Origin of the sequence: Corynebacterium sp. HMSC08F01 (assembly GCF_001807545.1) — a bacterium.
GTDB classification, from domain to species: Bacteria; Actinomycetota; Actinomycetes; order Mycobacteriales; family Mycobacteriaceae; genus Corynebacterium; species Corynebacterium coyleae.
This window is the reverse complement of sequence record NZ_KV789314.1, coordinates 233505-246500: the sequence shown is the minus strand read 5'-3', so window position 1 is coordinate 246500 and position 12996 is coordinate 233505. Positions and strand designations below refer to the sequence as shown.

At 60.9% G+C, this 12996-nt stretch carries 14 protein-coding genes and 1 pseudogene; 11 read left to right on the top strand and 4 right to left on the bottom strand.

Annotation, left to right across the window (positions count from 1 at the left end; genetic code table 11):
* The first annotated feature begins 58 nt into the window (after positions 1 to 58).
* From HMPREF3171_RS07670 to HMPREF3171_RS07640, 7 genes are all read left to right on the top strand, one after another.
* Entirely contained in the window at positions 59 to 1087 is a 1029-nt protein-coding gene (locus HMPREF3171_RS07670) for a C40 family peptidase (protein ID WP_246815349.1), read from the top strand.
* A 7-nt stretch (positions 1088 to 1094) separates the two neighbouring features.
* Entirely contained in the window at positions 1095 to 2222 is a 1128-nt protein-coding gene (locus HMPREF3171_RS07665) for a glycosyltransferase family 4 protein (protein ID WP_070484012.1), read from the top strand.
* Positions 2223 to 2257: 35 nt separating this feature from the next.
* Positions 2258 to 3220: an ROK family protein gene (locus HMPREF3171_RS07660; RefSeq protein ID WP_070484010.1), complete on the top strand. Its 963-nt coding sequence runs from the start codon at positions 2258 to 2260 to the stop codon at positions 3218 to 3220.
* A 14-nt stretch (positions 3221 to 3234) separates the two neighbouring features.
* Positions 3235 to 3987, top strand: a complete 753-nt coding sequence (locus HMPREF3171_RS07655) for a lysophospholipid acyltransferase family protein (protein ID WP_070484008.1) — start codon at positions 3235 to 3237, stop codon at positions 3985 to 3987.
* Complete coding sequence (locus tag HMPREF3171_RS07650; protein ID WP_070484006.1) at positions 3987 to 4202, top strand: hypothetical protein; 216 nt, start codon at positions 3987 to 3989, stop codon at positions 4200 to 4202. The genes HMPREF3171_RS07655 and HMPREF3171_RS07650 overlap by 1 nt, the downstream gene beginning before the upstream one ends.
* Positions 4203 to 4211: 9 nt before the next feature.
* Complete coding sequence (locus tag HMPREF3171_RS07645; protein ID WP_070484004.1) at positions 4212 to 4724, top strand: polyadenylate-specific 3'-exoribonuclease AS; 513 nt, start codon at positions 4212 to 4214, stop codon at positions 4722 to 4724.
* A gap of 78 nt (positions 4725 to 4802) precedes the next feature.
* Positions 4803 to 6191, top strand: a complete 1389-nt coding sequence (locus tag HMPREF3171_RS07640) for a class II 3-deoxy-7-phosphoheptulonate synthase (RefSeq protein WP_070422179.1) — start codon at positions 4803 to 4805, stop codon at positions 6189 to 6191.
* A gap of 33 nt (positions 6192 to 6224) precedes the next feature.
* Here HMPREF3171_RS07640 and HMPREF3171_RS07635 read toward each other — a convergent pair.
* Positions 6225 to 7514 (bottom strand): annotated as a pseudogene (locus HMPREF3171_RS07635) (protein kinase domain-containing protein); the annotation flags it as partial.
* Positions 7515 to 7539: 25 nt separating this feature from the next.
* Here HMPREF3171_RS07635 and HMPREF3171_RS07630 point away from each other — a divergent pair.
* The gene (locus tag HMPREF3171_RS07630; RefSeq protein ID WP_246815348.1) at positions 7540 to 7902 is read left to right on the top strand and encodes an Rv2175c family DNA-binding protein; all 363 of its coding nucleotides are present in this window, start codon (positions 7540 to 7542) and stop codon (positions 7900 to 7902) included.
* Here HMPREF3171_RS07630 and HMPREF3171_RS07625 read toward each other — a convergent pair.
* The 3 genes from HMPREF3171_RS07625 to HMPREF3171_RS07615 are packed head-to-tail and all read right to left on the bottom strand — an operon-like array spanning position 7871 to position 11039.
* Positions 7871 to 9316: an alpha-(1->6)-mannopyranosyltransferase A gene (locus HMPREF3171_RS07625; protein ID WP_070483997.1), complete on the bottom strand. Its 1446-nt coding sequence runs from the start codon at positions 9314 to 9316 to the stop codon at positions 7871 to 7873. The genes HMPREF3171_RS07630 and HMPREF3171_RS07625 overlap by 32 nt on opposite strands.
* Positions 9316 to 10407, bottom strand: a complete 1092-nt coding sequence (locus HMPREF3171_RS07620; protein WP_070450867.1) for a polyprenyl synthetase family protein — start codon at positions 10405 to 10407, stop codon at positions 9316 to 9318. Before HMPREF3171_RS07620 ends, HMPREF3171_RS07625 begins: the two co-directional genes overlap by 1 nt.
* Positions 10408 to 10451: 44 nt before the next feature.
* Complete coding sequence (locus tag HMPREF3171_RS07615; RefSeq protein ID WP_141743381.1) at positions 10452 to 11039, bottom strand: GNAT family N-acetyltransferase; 588 nt, start codon at positions 11037 to 11039, stop codon at positions 10452 to 10454.
* Positions 11040 to 11206: 167 nt separating this feature from the next.
* Here HMPREF3171_RS07615 and HMPREF3171_RS07610 point away from each other — a divergent pair, with 167 nt between their 5' ends.
* The 3 genes from HMPREF3171_RS07610 to mraZ all read left to right on the top strand — a co-directional run bounded on the left by HMPREF3171_RS07610 (position 11207) and on the right by mraZ (position 12978).
* The gene (locus tag HMPREF3171_RS07610; RefSeq protein WP_070483992.1) at positions 11207 to 11641 is read left to right on the top strand and encodes an SAV_6107 family HEPN domain-containing protein; all 435 of its coding nucleotides are present in this window, start codon (positions 11207 to 11209) and stop codon (positions 11639 to 11641) included.
* A gap of 81 nt (positions 11642 to 11722) precedes the next feature.
* Entirely contained in the window at positions 11723 to 12115 is a 393-nt protein-coding gene (locus HMPREF3171_RS07605) for a DUF3040 domain-containing protein (protein ID WP_070450870.1), read from the top strand.
* 428 nt (positions 12116 to 12543) lie between these two features.
* Positions 12544 to 12978 (top strand): division/cell wall cluster transcriptional repressor MraZ, encoded by a 435-nt coding sequence (mraZ, locus tag HMPREF3171_RS07600; protein ID WP_070422186.1) that lies wholly within the window; start codon positions 12544 to 12546, stop codon positions 12976 to 12978.
* Positions 12979 to 12996: the final 18 nt, after the last annotated feature.

Below are 12996 nucleotides of genomic sequence, written 5' to 3'. Positions count from 1 at the left end.
GGACCGATGTCGCTATAGTTTTTGTGTTCTCACAAGTATTGCGAAAAAGGTTTTGGTCGTGGGTAAGCACTCTTTTCAGTCTCGTCGTCCTTCTGCTCAGAAGACCGCGGTGTCCGCGCTCGTCGGCGCCATTCTCGCCGGCGGCGTAGCGGCCCCTGTGAAGGCCGATGATGTCGATGCTCTCATCGATGAGATGGAGCAGATCTCCCACGACGCCACTGCGAAGTCGGAAGAAATTAAGGGACTCGAAGAGAAAATCGCCGATTCAGAGCGCAAGGTTGAGGAAGCCAATGGCCGCGCTGCAGAGGCGAAACAGGAACTTGCCGCTATTCAAGAGGTAAGCAACGAGCATCGCAGGAATGTCGGTGACATTGCGCAGTCCCGTTACCGTATCCCGAAATCTGACGCGATCCTGACCACCCTGGATTCGGGCAACCCGCAAGAGGCGATCGACCGTTCCGCTTATTTGGCGGCGCTCACTCGCAAGTCTCAGCGTGCGTTGATCGACTTGGAGGATGCCAACCGGGTGGCGGCAGAGAAGTCCAACTCGGCCAATATTGCGGTGGCAGAGGCACGCCATGCGCGCAATGAGCTGGAGATCCAGCGTAAGAAGCTGGAGCGTGAACGTGAAGAGTTGGATAACAAGGTTCGTGACATCGAACACCGCGTAGACAACTTGAGCGAGGCCGATCGCCTGCGCTGGATCAATAAGGACAACCCGATCAGCGGCGCGTCGCTTCCGGGCGTGGACTCCGGAATCGTTGGTGCGGCGTTGGCGCAAGTGGGTAAGCCATATGGCTGGGGCTCTGCTGGACCGGATGCGTTCGATTGCTCTGGTTTGATGGTGTGGGCGTATGGGCAGAACGGCATTAGCATTCCGCGTACCTCCCAAGCGCAGCTTGCGGGTGGCACGCCGGTGTCGCTGGATGCGTTGCAGCCGGGTGACATCATTGGTTACTACCCGGGTGTGACTCACGTGGGTATGTACATCGGTAACGGCATGGTCGTGCACTCGTCTGACTACGGCATTCCGATCCAGGTAGTGCCGGCGAACTCCATGCCGATTCAGGGGGCTGTGCGCTACTAGCGCGATTATGACCACGTTGTTGGTAACGAATGATTTCCCGCCCACTGTCGGCGGGATTCAGTCGTACTTACGGGATTACGTCGACGAGCTCGTCAAGCGCGAAGGCCCGGAATCAATCGTGGTGCTCGCCTCCGTCCAGGAAGCAGATGCTGCGCGCGAGTGGGACGCCGAGCAGAGTTTCGCGGTGATTCGTTGGCCTCGCAACATCATGTTGCCTACCCCGGGGCTTGCTCGGGAGATGGCTCGAATTATCAGAACACACAGCATCGACACTGTGTGGTTCGGTGCGGCTGCACCGTTGGCAATTCTCGGAGCCCAGGCGAAACGCGCTGGAGCAAAACGTGTGGTGGCTACTACCCACGGCCACGAGGTTGGCTGGGCGATGATTCCCGGGGCCCGTCAGGTGTTGTGCCGGATTGGTCGTAGCGCGGATGTGGTGACGTACATTTCGCGGTTCACGATAGAGCGCTTGCAGGCGGTGTTCGGCGATGACGTCGACTATGTTGCGCTGCCGTCGGGGGTGGACACGGATTTCTTCGCGCCAGCGAGCGCGCACAAGCGGGATGAAACGCGGCGCTGGCTCGGCGTGGGTGATGCGCCACTTGTGGTGTGTTCGTCGCGGTTGGTCCCGCGCAAGGGACAGGATGTGTTGATCCGTGCGTTGCCGGAGATTCGTCGATACGCGCCGAATGCGAGATTGGTGATTGTGGGGGAGGGGCCGTACGAGCAGCGGCTGCGCAAGCTCGCCGCGTCTTCGCCGGGCGTGGAATTCACGGGCCGGGTGTCGCGCGAGCGGTTGCGCGACATTGTGGCTGCCTCCGATGTGTTTGCCATGCCCGCGCGGACGCGGTGGGGTGGTCTTGATGTGGAAGGTCTGGGGATTGTGTATCTCGAGGCGCAGGCGTGTGGGGTTGCGGTAGTCGCTGGCGATTCCGGTGGTGCGCCGGAGACGGTGGTGCCGGAAAGCGGTGTCGTCGTCAATGGTCGCGATGTGAATGAGGTCGCGCGGTCCATTGGGCAATTGCTTTGCGACGACCACCGCACCGCCATGGGCACCGCCGGGCGCAAGCATGTACAACGGGAGTTTTCGTGGGGCACTCTGGGGGAGCGCCTGCGCGACGTGTTGGCGGGTTAGGGCTGACCGCTGTCAGGGGCATAAACTGTCCGGCTATGACTTCACAACGAGGAGACCAGGCGCTGACAGTCGGCTTTGACATTGGCGGGACGAACGCTCGTGCATCTGTGGTCGCGCCGGATGGGTCGATCCTCGACACGGTGAGTACGCGGACCCCGCAGGACGCTGACGGGCTGACCCGCACGATCGTGCAGATGGTCGAGCAGCTCCAGGACAAACACGAGATCGGGGCAGTTGGCGCTGCCGTTGCGGGCTTCCTCGACCCGGAGTGTGAAATCGTGCGTTTTGCGCCCCATTTGCCGTGGCGTGATGATCAGCCGGTGCGCAAAGATTTGGAGAATGCGCTGGGGCTGCCGGTCCGGCTCGAGCACGATGCGAATGCGGCAGCCTGGGGTGAGTATCGGTTCGGTGCCGCTCGTGACGCAGAGACGTGGGTGTTTTTCGCCGTCGGCACAGGGATCGGCGCAACGCTGATGCACCGTGGCGAGATTTACCGTGGTGCGTTCGGCACCGCGCCTGAGTTTGGCCACATCACGGTGGTGCCGGGTGGTCGGGTGTGCTCGTGTGGCAAGCAGGGCTGTCTTGAGCGTTACGCTTCTGGCACTTCTCTGGTCGATTGTGCGATCGAGATTGCCAGCAGGGGAGGGTATCGAGGTTCCGATTTGTACCGGGAGGTCGTCGAAAAGCGAGCAAGCGGGCACGACATTATGGCCGCAGCACGCGCAGGCGATGGGCTGGGTGTGGCGGCTCTGGAGAGTTTCTCCATCTGGCTGGGACGAGGCCTGGCAATGGTGTCCGACATTTTGGATCCATCGCTGATCGTCCTCGGCGGTGGTGTGAGCGAAGACGCTGATCTTTTCCTTGACGCTGCCAAAGCGTCCATGGCGTCGAACATCGTCGGCGCTGGATACCGTCCGCTGCCGGAGATCCTCTGTGCTGAGCTCGGAGCGAAGGCGGGTATGATTGGCGTTGCTGATTTGGCCCGCCAGCTGCGATAAAAAGGGGAGAAACAATGGCAAACAAGTGGTATTCCCTGTTCAAGGCTATTTTCGGGCCGTCGCTGTTGGTGTGGAACCGCCCGCGCATTTACGGTGTGGAGAACATCCCGGACGAAGGTCCGGCCCTGTTGGTTTCTAACCATCAGGCTGTGCTGGATTCCTTTTACTTGCCGTTGATGGTTCGCCGACAGCTGAAGTTCCCGGCCAAAATGGAGTACTTCACTGGCACGGGGCTCAGTGGACGTTTGCAGCGGTTTTTCTTCACCGCCGTGGGTCAAGTTCCCATTGACCGAAGCTCCGACACCGCCGGGGACGTCTTGCTGGAAACGGTGAAGAAGATTTTCGACGACGGCGAGCTCTTCGGCATTTATGCCGAGGGAACCCGTTCGCCGGATGGGCGTGTGTACAAGGGGCGCACTGGCATGGCGCGCATCGCTATGCCAACCGGCGTGCCTGTGATTTTGGTCGGCATGATTGGATCTGGTCGCGCGAACCCGATCGGCACCAAGCTCATCCGGCCGGTCAAGGTGCAGATCAAGATTTCGGAGCCGATTGATCCGCGAGCTTGGGCGGTTGAAAATGGCTACGACCCTGACTCGCGCGAGGTCATGCGTCCCTTTACGGACTACTGCATGCATCGCATTGCAGAGATGATCGGTGAGGAATACGTGGATGTCTACGCGACCGATGTGAAGAAGTCCCTCGAGCAGACGGGGAAGTACCCCGAAGGTGCTGAACCGAAAACTGGGCCGAAAGGTGTGCAGTAATGAATAAACCGCTTGTTACCCGAATCGCGTTGGTGTGCGTCGTTGTTGTGGTGTTCCTGATTGCGTCTGAGCAGGGGTGGTACCCGAAGCTGGCAGGCCCGCTTGCTGTCGTTGCGGTGGCTGCAGTGATGTTTTGGCCGAGGCGTGTTGAGGGTGAGAAGGGCCCTTCGCGGCGCGAGGTGTTGGGGGATATTCGATCGGAGCAACGGAAGTAGTTCGACGCAGTGAGATTCTTCTACGACACCGAATTCATTGAGGACGGCGAAACCATCGAGCTGGTGTCCATCGGCATTGTTGCTGAGGATGGCCGCGAATACTATGCGGTGTCCGATGAGTTCGACCCAGCACGCGCCAACGCTTGGGTCAAAGCGCACGTGTTGTCGAAGCTCCCTCCGAAGAACCAACCAGTGTGGAAGTCGCTGGAGCGCATCCGTAACGAGGTCTATGAGTTTCTCACCTCGGGTGACACCAGGCCAGAACTGTGGGCTTGGGTTGGCGCCTATGACCACGTGGTGCTCGCGCAACTATGGGGTGACATGTCTGGTCTGCCGCGTTCGCTGCCGCGCTACACCTGCGAGCTGAAGCAGTATTGGCAGATGGCGGGCAAGCCGCGTCTGCCACGGGTGCCGGAGGGCAACCACGATGCTCTCGTTGATGCGCGCCATAATCTGCGGAAGTTTCGTGTGTGTGCGGAGCATTTGCCGTTGAACCGCGACGGCGCCGTATCCAAAATGTGAGACGATAAAACCGCCTTGTGAGAAGTTGCAGGCTGTACCGCCTGTACTGGGGCAGTAATCCGTGCTAAATATAGAACGGTGAGCTGGACTATTGATATCCCCAAAGAGGTACTGCCCGATCTGCCGCCACTGCCGGGAGATTTAAACGCGCAGTTTGAAGATGTTATTTCCCGCGATGCGAAGCAGCAGCCGTCGTGGGACCCTGCCCAGGCTGAGTATGTTCGCAAGATTTTGGAGTCCGTCCCGCCGGTCGTGCTCGCGCCCGAGGTTGAGGGGCTCAAGTCGCATCTAGCGGACGTCGCCAACGGCAAGGCGTTCATGCTGCAGGGTGGCGATTGTGCTGAGACGTTCGAGTCCAACACCGAGCCACACATCCGTGCCAACGTGCAGACCCTGCTGCAGATGGCTGCGGTGTTGACCTACGGTGCGTCGATGCCGGTGGTCAAACTTGCTCGTATTGCTGGCCAGTACGCGAAGCCGCGCTCGTCTGATCTTGATGAGAATGGTTTGCCGAATTACCGCGGTGACATCGTCAACGGTGTGGATCCGACCGAGGAGTCTCGTCGCCACGATCCGGCCCGCATGGTGCGTGCGTACGCGAACTCGTCGGCGGCGATGAACTTGGTGCGTGCCCTGACGGCGTCCGGTACTGCGGACCTGCACAACATCAACAACTGGAACCGAGAGTTCGTGACTAACTCGCCGGCGGGTGCGCGTTACGAAGCACTTGCTCGCGAGATTTCGCGTTCGCTTGCGTTCATGGATGCTTGTGGCGTCAGCGACACGAACCTGCGTACGTCCAGCGTGTACGCATCTCACGAGGCGCTGTTGGTGGATTACGAACGTGCGATGCTGCGTTTGGCCACGGATTCGAAGGGTGAGACGAAGCTTTACGATCTGTCCGCCCACCAGCTCTGGATCGGTGAGCGCACCCGCGGTATCGACGATTTCCACGTCAACTTCGCCGCGATGATCAGCAACCCGATCGGTATCAAGTTGGGCCCGACCACCACTCCAGAAGAGGCTGTCGCTTACGCAGATAAGCTTGATCCGAACCGCGAGCCGGGTCGTTTGACCATGGTGATCCGCATGGGGCAGGACCGGATCCGCGAAGTACTGCCTGGCATTGTCAAGGCGGTTGAGGCCTCCGGCCACAAGGTCATTTGGCAGTCGGACCCGATGCACGGCAATACGTTCACGTCGAGCAATGGCTACAAGACGCGTCACTTTGACAAGATCATCGACGAAGTTCAGGGCTTCTTCGAGGTCCACCGCGAACTCGGCAGCCACCCGGGTGGTATTCACATCGAGCTCACGGGTGAAGACGTCACTGAGTGCCTCGGCGGTGCGCAGGACATCACTGATGTGGATCTGCCGGGCCGTTACGAGTCCGCTTGCGACCCGCGTCTGAACACCGAGCAGGCACTCGAGCTGTCGTTCCTCGTTGCAGAGATGCTGCGCTACTAAGACAGCGCTACTCGGCCAGCGCTACCGCGGGATGACGATCTCCGGGATGTCGCCGTACATCCCGGAGCCGAACCACCATGCGCCCAGACCAACCGCAGCTACTACGGCGATTGCAACAGCGGTGTAGAGCACGACACCGATCAGAGAGCGGTTAGTTACCGGCTTGACTGCGGGGCGCTTTGCCGGATTGGGAGCGGCAGGCCGGGGTGCACGTGGTGGCACGGGTGCGGGCACGGGGGCGGCTGCAGGCGGAACGGGGGCCGGAACCGGAGCCGGAGACGCCTGTGCAGCGGGCCATTGGCTGCGTGACGGCAGTTCTGGGGACGCCTGCTTAGTTGGCCTCTCAACTGCGGGGGCGACTCGCGTTGGCGCCTCGTCATCGGGGAAGAGGCGTCGCTGTGTGGCGTTGTTGACTAGTCCGAAGTTAGTCGGGTGTGCTGCGGCTCGCGTGGCTGCGGCGTTGCGCGGGGCAGGCACGGTGTAATCCGGCAGTGCAAGTTCGGCTGCTACGTCGTCGAGTGCGGCGAGGAATTCTCCCGCATCGCGGAAGCGCGCTTCGGGGGTGCGGGCGGTTGCGGTGGCGACGAGCTCGTCGAAAAGCATTGGCACCCCGGCAATGAGTGAGGACGGCGCGGGCACATCTCCATGGAGGCGTGCGTACGCGTGCGCGATGGGGGTGTCGCCGTGAAATGGCGTGCGGCCGGTGAGGAGTTCGAACAACACGATGCCGGCGGAGTACACATCCGATGCGGCTGTGATGGGGCTGCCGTCGACTTGTTCGGGGGAGAGGTAGGCGACGGTGCCCACGATTTGGTCGGTCGAATGTGTGTTTTCGGCGGCTGCGCGCACGAGGCCGAAGTCGGAGAGTTTGACGCGGCTGGAGGCGTCGATAAGCACGTTGTCCGGCTTAATATCGCGGTGCACCATGCCTTTCTCATGTGCGACGGACAGTCCCGTGAGCATGCCGCGCATCACTTCGGCGGCTGCGTGGGGAGGCATCGGACCACGCTCGGCGAGCAATTCGCGCAGCGTGCCGCCGGTGATGAGTTCCATGATGAGAAACACGTTGTTGCCGGACGCGGAGAAGTCGTACACGTTGACCAAGTTAGGGTGGCTGAGCTGCGCCATCGCGCGGGCTTCGCGCCGGAAGCGGTCGCGAAACACAGCGTCGTGGACGTATTGCTCGTGCATGACTTTCGCAGCGACTTCCCGGCCCAGGCGGGAATCGATGCAGCGATACACCGTGGCCATGCCACCACGGGCGATGGCGCGGTCCACGACGTAGCGTTCGTCGAGAGTTGTGCCTGGAGCGAGTGTTGCCATGTACCCCAGGGTAGAATCGTGCGCCGTGAGCACACAAACGAATCTCGAGCAATTGCTTAGCGACGAAACCTTGCTGGCCTTTCCCGACGCCGCCGAAGCGTTGGGCGTTCCGGTCACTCGTGTGCACGACTATGTCGGTGCCCGCAAACTTGTCATGTACATCCGGGATGGTAAAAAATTCATCCCGGCTGGGCTGATCGGTGAGGATGGGCTGTCGAAGTTCGTCTCAGGCGCGATCACTGTGCTTGCCGATGGCGGCTACAACGACGAGGAGATCCTCACATTCCTCTACACCGCGGAGGATTCGCTGCCGGGGCGCCCGATTGACGCCTTGCATGGTCAGAAAGCGCGCGAAGTTATTCGTCGTGCGCAAGCGATGGCGTTCTAAACACCCAGCGAGTCGCTACCACGGCGACGATGAAGGCTGCGGCGAGGAACCACACGTCGTAGAGCCTGTGGTTGCCGCTGCCTGTAAACGCGAGTGCCACGACGACGGATGCGCCGGTAGTAATTCTAGCTACCCAGGCCGGTGCCCGGAACGTGCCCACGAGCGCCAAGATGGAGGCGTAGTACCACGGCAGCGTTACCGCGTTGGTGACAAACGCTGCCGTATACGCCACGGTGGTGCCCGCCAGCATCCGCGGCGCGTAGGCCTTGCCGCGCGCCGGGCGGAACCACCACCACGTGATCACGAGCGCGAGGAGCATCGCGAAGCTGAACACCGTGCGGGTGGCTGCAAGCGTTGTGTTGTAGCTGAAGTCGTCGTTGACCAACTGCACGAGCGGGGTAATCAGTTCTGCGGCGAACGTCGGACCAGCCAGCGGATTGATCACCTTCGAGTTACCGGTGATTTCCTCGAGCCAACCCCACGTTGAGCCGCAGACCCACGTCACCACCTGGATGACGGCGACCGAGACCGCCAGCGCCCAGGCTCCAGAGACGGCAAGCGCGGCGAGGTGGTGGGGCACATCGTGGACGCGGGCGCGACGCGTGACCATCAGCCACACCACAAACGGCAACGCGAACGCAGCCGTGGCCTTGAGCGATACCGCGCATGCGATGAGCACGATTCCGGGGGTGCACCACGTGTGTCGCATGCACAGGTACAGGCCCGCGCACACCAGGCCGACCATGACCGCCTCGTTGTGCATGCCGCCAATCAGGTGCAACAGCATGACAGGGTTGGCTACACCTACCCACAGTGCAAACCCGGGGCTAGCACCTGCGAGGCGCGCGATGCGCGGTACCGACCAGACAATGAGCGCGAAACCTGCCAGCGCGATCAGCCGGTAGGCAACGACGCCAAACGCGACGTGGTCGCCGACAATCGTGGTCACCGCTTTGCCAATGCCCAAGTGCAGTGGCCCGTACGGCGTTGTGGTGTTGCGCCAGTCGTGGGAGACCTCCCACAAATACGGGCCGGGGTTGATAGCGGCGCCTTCGGAGTAGGGGTCGAAGCCGTCGCGAAGCATTGCCCCCTGCATGAGGTAGGAGTACACGTCGCGCGACATGATTGGTGCGCTCAAGGCGAGTGGAGCGGCCCACGACCACACCGCACGGAGCACGGTCTGCTCGCCTGGGCGGGTGCGCCACAGCCACAGCCAGGCAAACACGAGAAGACCAGTGCCCGCCATCAGGAGGCCGTCCATCATGCCGCGGCCGTGGCCGTACGTGAGGAACTCAAGGCCTATCGAGCGCATGAGGCCGTCACGGTAACGCGTCGCTCCGGCACCAAAGGAACCGATCGCGATGAGAACGGCTGCGACAACGCCGAGGGGGATCGGCCGGATTTTACCGGCCATCACATACGCCGGTCTGTGGCCTTGTGGGCCAACTCGGATAGTGCCTGGCGAGCCTCAGCAGTAATACCGGCGGTATCCAGGTGAGCAATGCCGGACGCGGTGAGACGGTTAATGCGCTCTTCGACCGCATCCTCCGCACCACTTTGGCGGATGAGATCGGCGAGGCGCTGAAGCACCTTTGGGTCGGTGGCGGTACCTACACCGGCGCGGAGCTCGTCGGCATCGTTGGCGTCGAGAAGCTCAAGCGCCGTCGCGTAAAGGACAGTGCGCTTTCCTTCGCGCAGGTCATCGCCCGCGGGTTTTCCGGTGATTGCTGGGTCGCCGAAGACACCGAGGAGGTCGTCGCGAAGCTGGAATGCGATGCCAATATCGCGTCCGTAACCACGGAATGCCGCAATGGTCTCATCGTCGGCACCAGCAATAGTCGCACCAAGATGAAGCGGACGCTCGATCGTGTACGCGGCGGTCTTAAACCGGTTCACCCGATCCGCCATGTCCGCAGACTCGCTGCCACGGCTTTCCAACGAAATATCAAGGATCTGCCCACCGATGACTTCCGTGCGCATACCCACCCACGGTTCCGCGGCGCGTTGCAGCGCCTCCAACGAAACACCGGAGTAGCGCCACATATCTTCCGCCCAGACTAAGGCGAGATCGCCGAGCAAAATCGCGGTGTTCACGCCAAACGTCGCAGCGTCGCCCAGCCAATGGTTTTCGAGGTGCTGGGCCTCCACACTGCGGTGCACCGTGGGGTTTCCGCGACGGGTATCGGAGGCGTCCACGATGTCGTCGTGGACCAGCGCACACGCCTGGATGAACTCAAGCGCACTCATCGCGCGCAAGACCGCGTTTGGGTCCTCGCCGCTAGTTTCCAAACCACCGGCGCCGACAAAACCGGCCCAGCCGTACAGCGGACGCACTCGCTTGCCACCACCCAGTGTGAACGCGCGCAAGTGCGCGACTGCTTCCGAGACAGGCTCACCGATCGCGGAAATTGCCGGCCCGTGTTCGTCGAAAAACTGCTCCAAATGCTTTTCGACGACACCAGGCACCGCACTTAAGTTCCCAATCCCCAATTCGTGTGTAGCCACGCTGCTCCTCACCGTCGTCTACGAAAATCTCTCTGGAACGTACCCTAGTCAGCCTCGCCGACATGAGGTGTGCCCGCCATGTCGAGTGCGAGAATCGCAAACGGGCGAGGGTCGCTTCCGTAATAAAAATTGCGAGCAACGTCCTGGAACCCAAACTTGCGGTAAAGCCCAAATGCGTTATTAGCTTCGCCGTCTACCTCGGGAGTAGATAGGACAGCCCAACGAGCTGATGTCGATGCGAGCAGTTCCCTGAGCATCGCCGCACCAATGCCGCGGCCCTGGTGCCTCGGATCCACATGCACTTCGGCGATTTCGAAGTAGTTGGCCAGTAGCGCACGGTCGTCGTCAGAAAGCATGCCGTCTAGACGTTGCTGAGTGAGTGCTTTGACGAGTTGTTGGTCCCACCAGCGCTCCCGCGCGCCGAGAAAACCGTAGGCCACTCCGATGACGCTGTTGTCCGAGATTGCGGCCACGGCGGAAAAGCCTGGCCAGGTGACCTCTCCACGCCACACGCGTAAACGCTGCGCGCGCATGGTTTGGGGGTACCCCATAGCTTCCATGTAGATGTCCACCAACCGTGGCACGAGGAAAGAAAACTCCGCATTGGTCAGCCTTTGGATCTCAATGTGCACCCCACTATCGAACCACTTATGTGCCTGTTGCGGGGCTTGACCACACATCCTCGTTCGAACAGTCGAACAAACGTGCTAATTTTTGGTTGTGGTGTCGTGGGTGACTTCTAAGGTCATGGGCAATCAAAAGGCGACATGCACTGGTAACAGCGAAAGGGGAAAGTGTCATGGGAAGCGTAGTTTCAGCCACAACGGGCAGGGCGTACGGGGATATGGGGGCGCCGCGAAAGTTTGACTCGTTCATCTTCTCTGCGGAGGCACTGCTTGCACAGGCGCATGCTGACTTTGCGGCAAGGCGCTACGACCTTGCGATGGAAAACGCATACCGGGCTGCACTGCGCATCGCTGGCGCATGCAACGCTCGCAGCATTGTGCTCCGGAAGCGGAAGCGGCTGCCAACTAATGCGTGGGACAAGCTCGCGCTCACCGGGGAAAGTGGCCAGCACTGGGCGACGGTATTTTCTGCATACTCGGCGCGCCGGGCGAGGGTGGCGTCTGGGATCGACGACAACCCGTCGCCGGTCGTGGTCTCAAGCCTTATCGGTTCGGCTGAGGACTTTCTCCTGGACACCACTGGGGGTGATGCGTCAATGGCGGCGTAATAAGGCGCGGGAACAATGTGGGTACGATGTTCGTTGTATCCATACATTGTTCATTCATAGCTGGGATCTGGAGAGAAAGTAGTGTCTCTTTCTGAGCAGGAAATGCGCGCACTGCGCGAGATCGAGCAGTCGCTCCTTGCGGACGACCCGAAGTTCGGTTCCTCGGTCGCTCCGTCCTCTGAGTATGGTGCTTCGCGCCCGTCGGGCCGGCTGACTATGCGTAGCCTCGCCCTCATTGTGCTGGGCCTTGTCCTTCTTCTTGGGGGAGTGGCGCTGGCGTCGTGGAGTCTGTGGACTGTGGTGTTGAGCATCGTCGGCTTCGGTGTGATGTTCTATGGGGGGATCATGGCGCTCCGTACCCCGGCTGCCGCTGGTGTTTCGCTGCAGCGAGCGCAGGCTCAGTCCAAGTCGCGCTCGCCGCGCAGTGTTAGCCTGGAGGAGAGCTTCCGTCGACGGTTTGAGGATCGTCAGTAGCTTTTAGCTTTCCCTTCGCCCTCCCGGGTCTCTTCGGGAGGGCGATTTTTTATCCCCACTTCGCCCCACATTCCCCACTTTGCCCCACCCGTTGGTTTGATCCGGCCATTTTGCCTGTTAAAGGACGTTCGGAGCGGGTTGCGTCTCGTGTGCCTGTAGGTGATTGATGGGGTTGTAGTGGGGGATGTGGCGGTAAGTGGGGGACATTGGCGGGTAATTGCCCCACGGGGATTGTGGCCGTTGACCTGCGTGTTCTTCTTGTTGTGGGAACTAAGTTGCTCAGAGTGTGGCGTTTGTGGGGGGAAGTGGGTTAAAGTGGGGCACAGCGGAGCACCGTGGTGCGCATCTTGACTACGTGCGTAATGCGGAGCGAAGCCGAGAAAACTGCAAATGCCAATCTCTGAAGGTGAAGGAAGGTAGGTCGCCGGATGTTTCTGGGAACCTACACTCCCAAGCTCGACGACAAAGGGCGCCTGACGCTGCCTGCGAAGTTCCGTGAGGACTTGGCAGACGGCCTGATGGTGACCAAAGGGCAGGACCACTCCCTCGCGGTGTACCCGCGGGACGAGTTTGCTGCACGCGCCCGCAAGGCCGCTGCAGCATCAAGGACGAACCCGAAGGCGCGCGCGTTTATCCGCAATCTGGCTGCCAGTGCGGATGAGCAAACGCTCGATGGGTCCGGACGTATCACCCTGTCGCCGGCACACCGTGAGTACGCAGGCCTTTCCAAGGAATGCGTAGTTATCGGTTCTGTGGATTTTCTCGAGATCTGGGATCTTGAGTCCTGGAATAAGTATCAAGAAGAGACTGAAGCCGCGTTCTCCGCGGCGGATGACGACGACATTCTCTCCGGTCTGCTGTAGGACTGACTACCCAACAGC

Coding starts and splice junctions, on each gene's coding strand:
- HMPREF3171_RS07665 (WP_070484012.1), top strand. CDS start 1,095: ATGACCACGTTGTTGGTAACGAATGATTTCCCGCCCACTGTCGGCGGG.
- HMPREF3171_RS07660 (WP_070484010.1), top strand. CDS start 2,258: ATGACTTCACAACGAGGAGACCAGGCGCTGACAGTCGGCTTTGACATT.
- HMPREF3171_RS07655 (WP_070484008.1), top strand. CDS start 3,235: ATGGCAAACAAGTGGTATTCCCTGTTCAAGGCTATTTTCGGGCCGTCG.
- HMPREF3171_RS07650 (WP_070484006.1), top strand. CDS start 3,987: ATGAATAAACCGCTTGTTACCCGAATCGCGTTGGTGTGCGTCGTTGTT.
- HMPREF3171_RS07625 (WP_070483997.1), bottom strand. CDS start 9,316: ATGGCCGGTAAAATCCGGCCGATCCCCCTCGGCGTTGTCGCAGCCGTT.
- HMPREF3171_RS07610 (WP_070483992.1), top strand. CDS start 11,207: ATGGGAAGCGTAGTTTCAGCCACAACGGGCAGGGCGTACGGGGATATG.
- mraZ (WP_070422186.1), top strand. CDS start 12,544: ATGTTTCTGGGAACCTACACTCCCAAGCTCGACGACAAAGGGCGCCTG.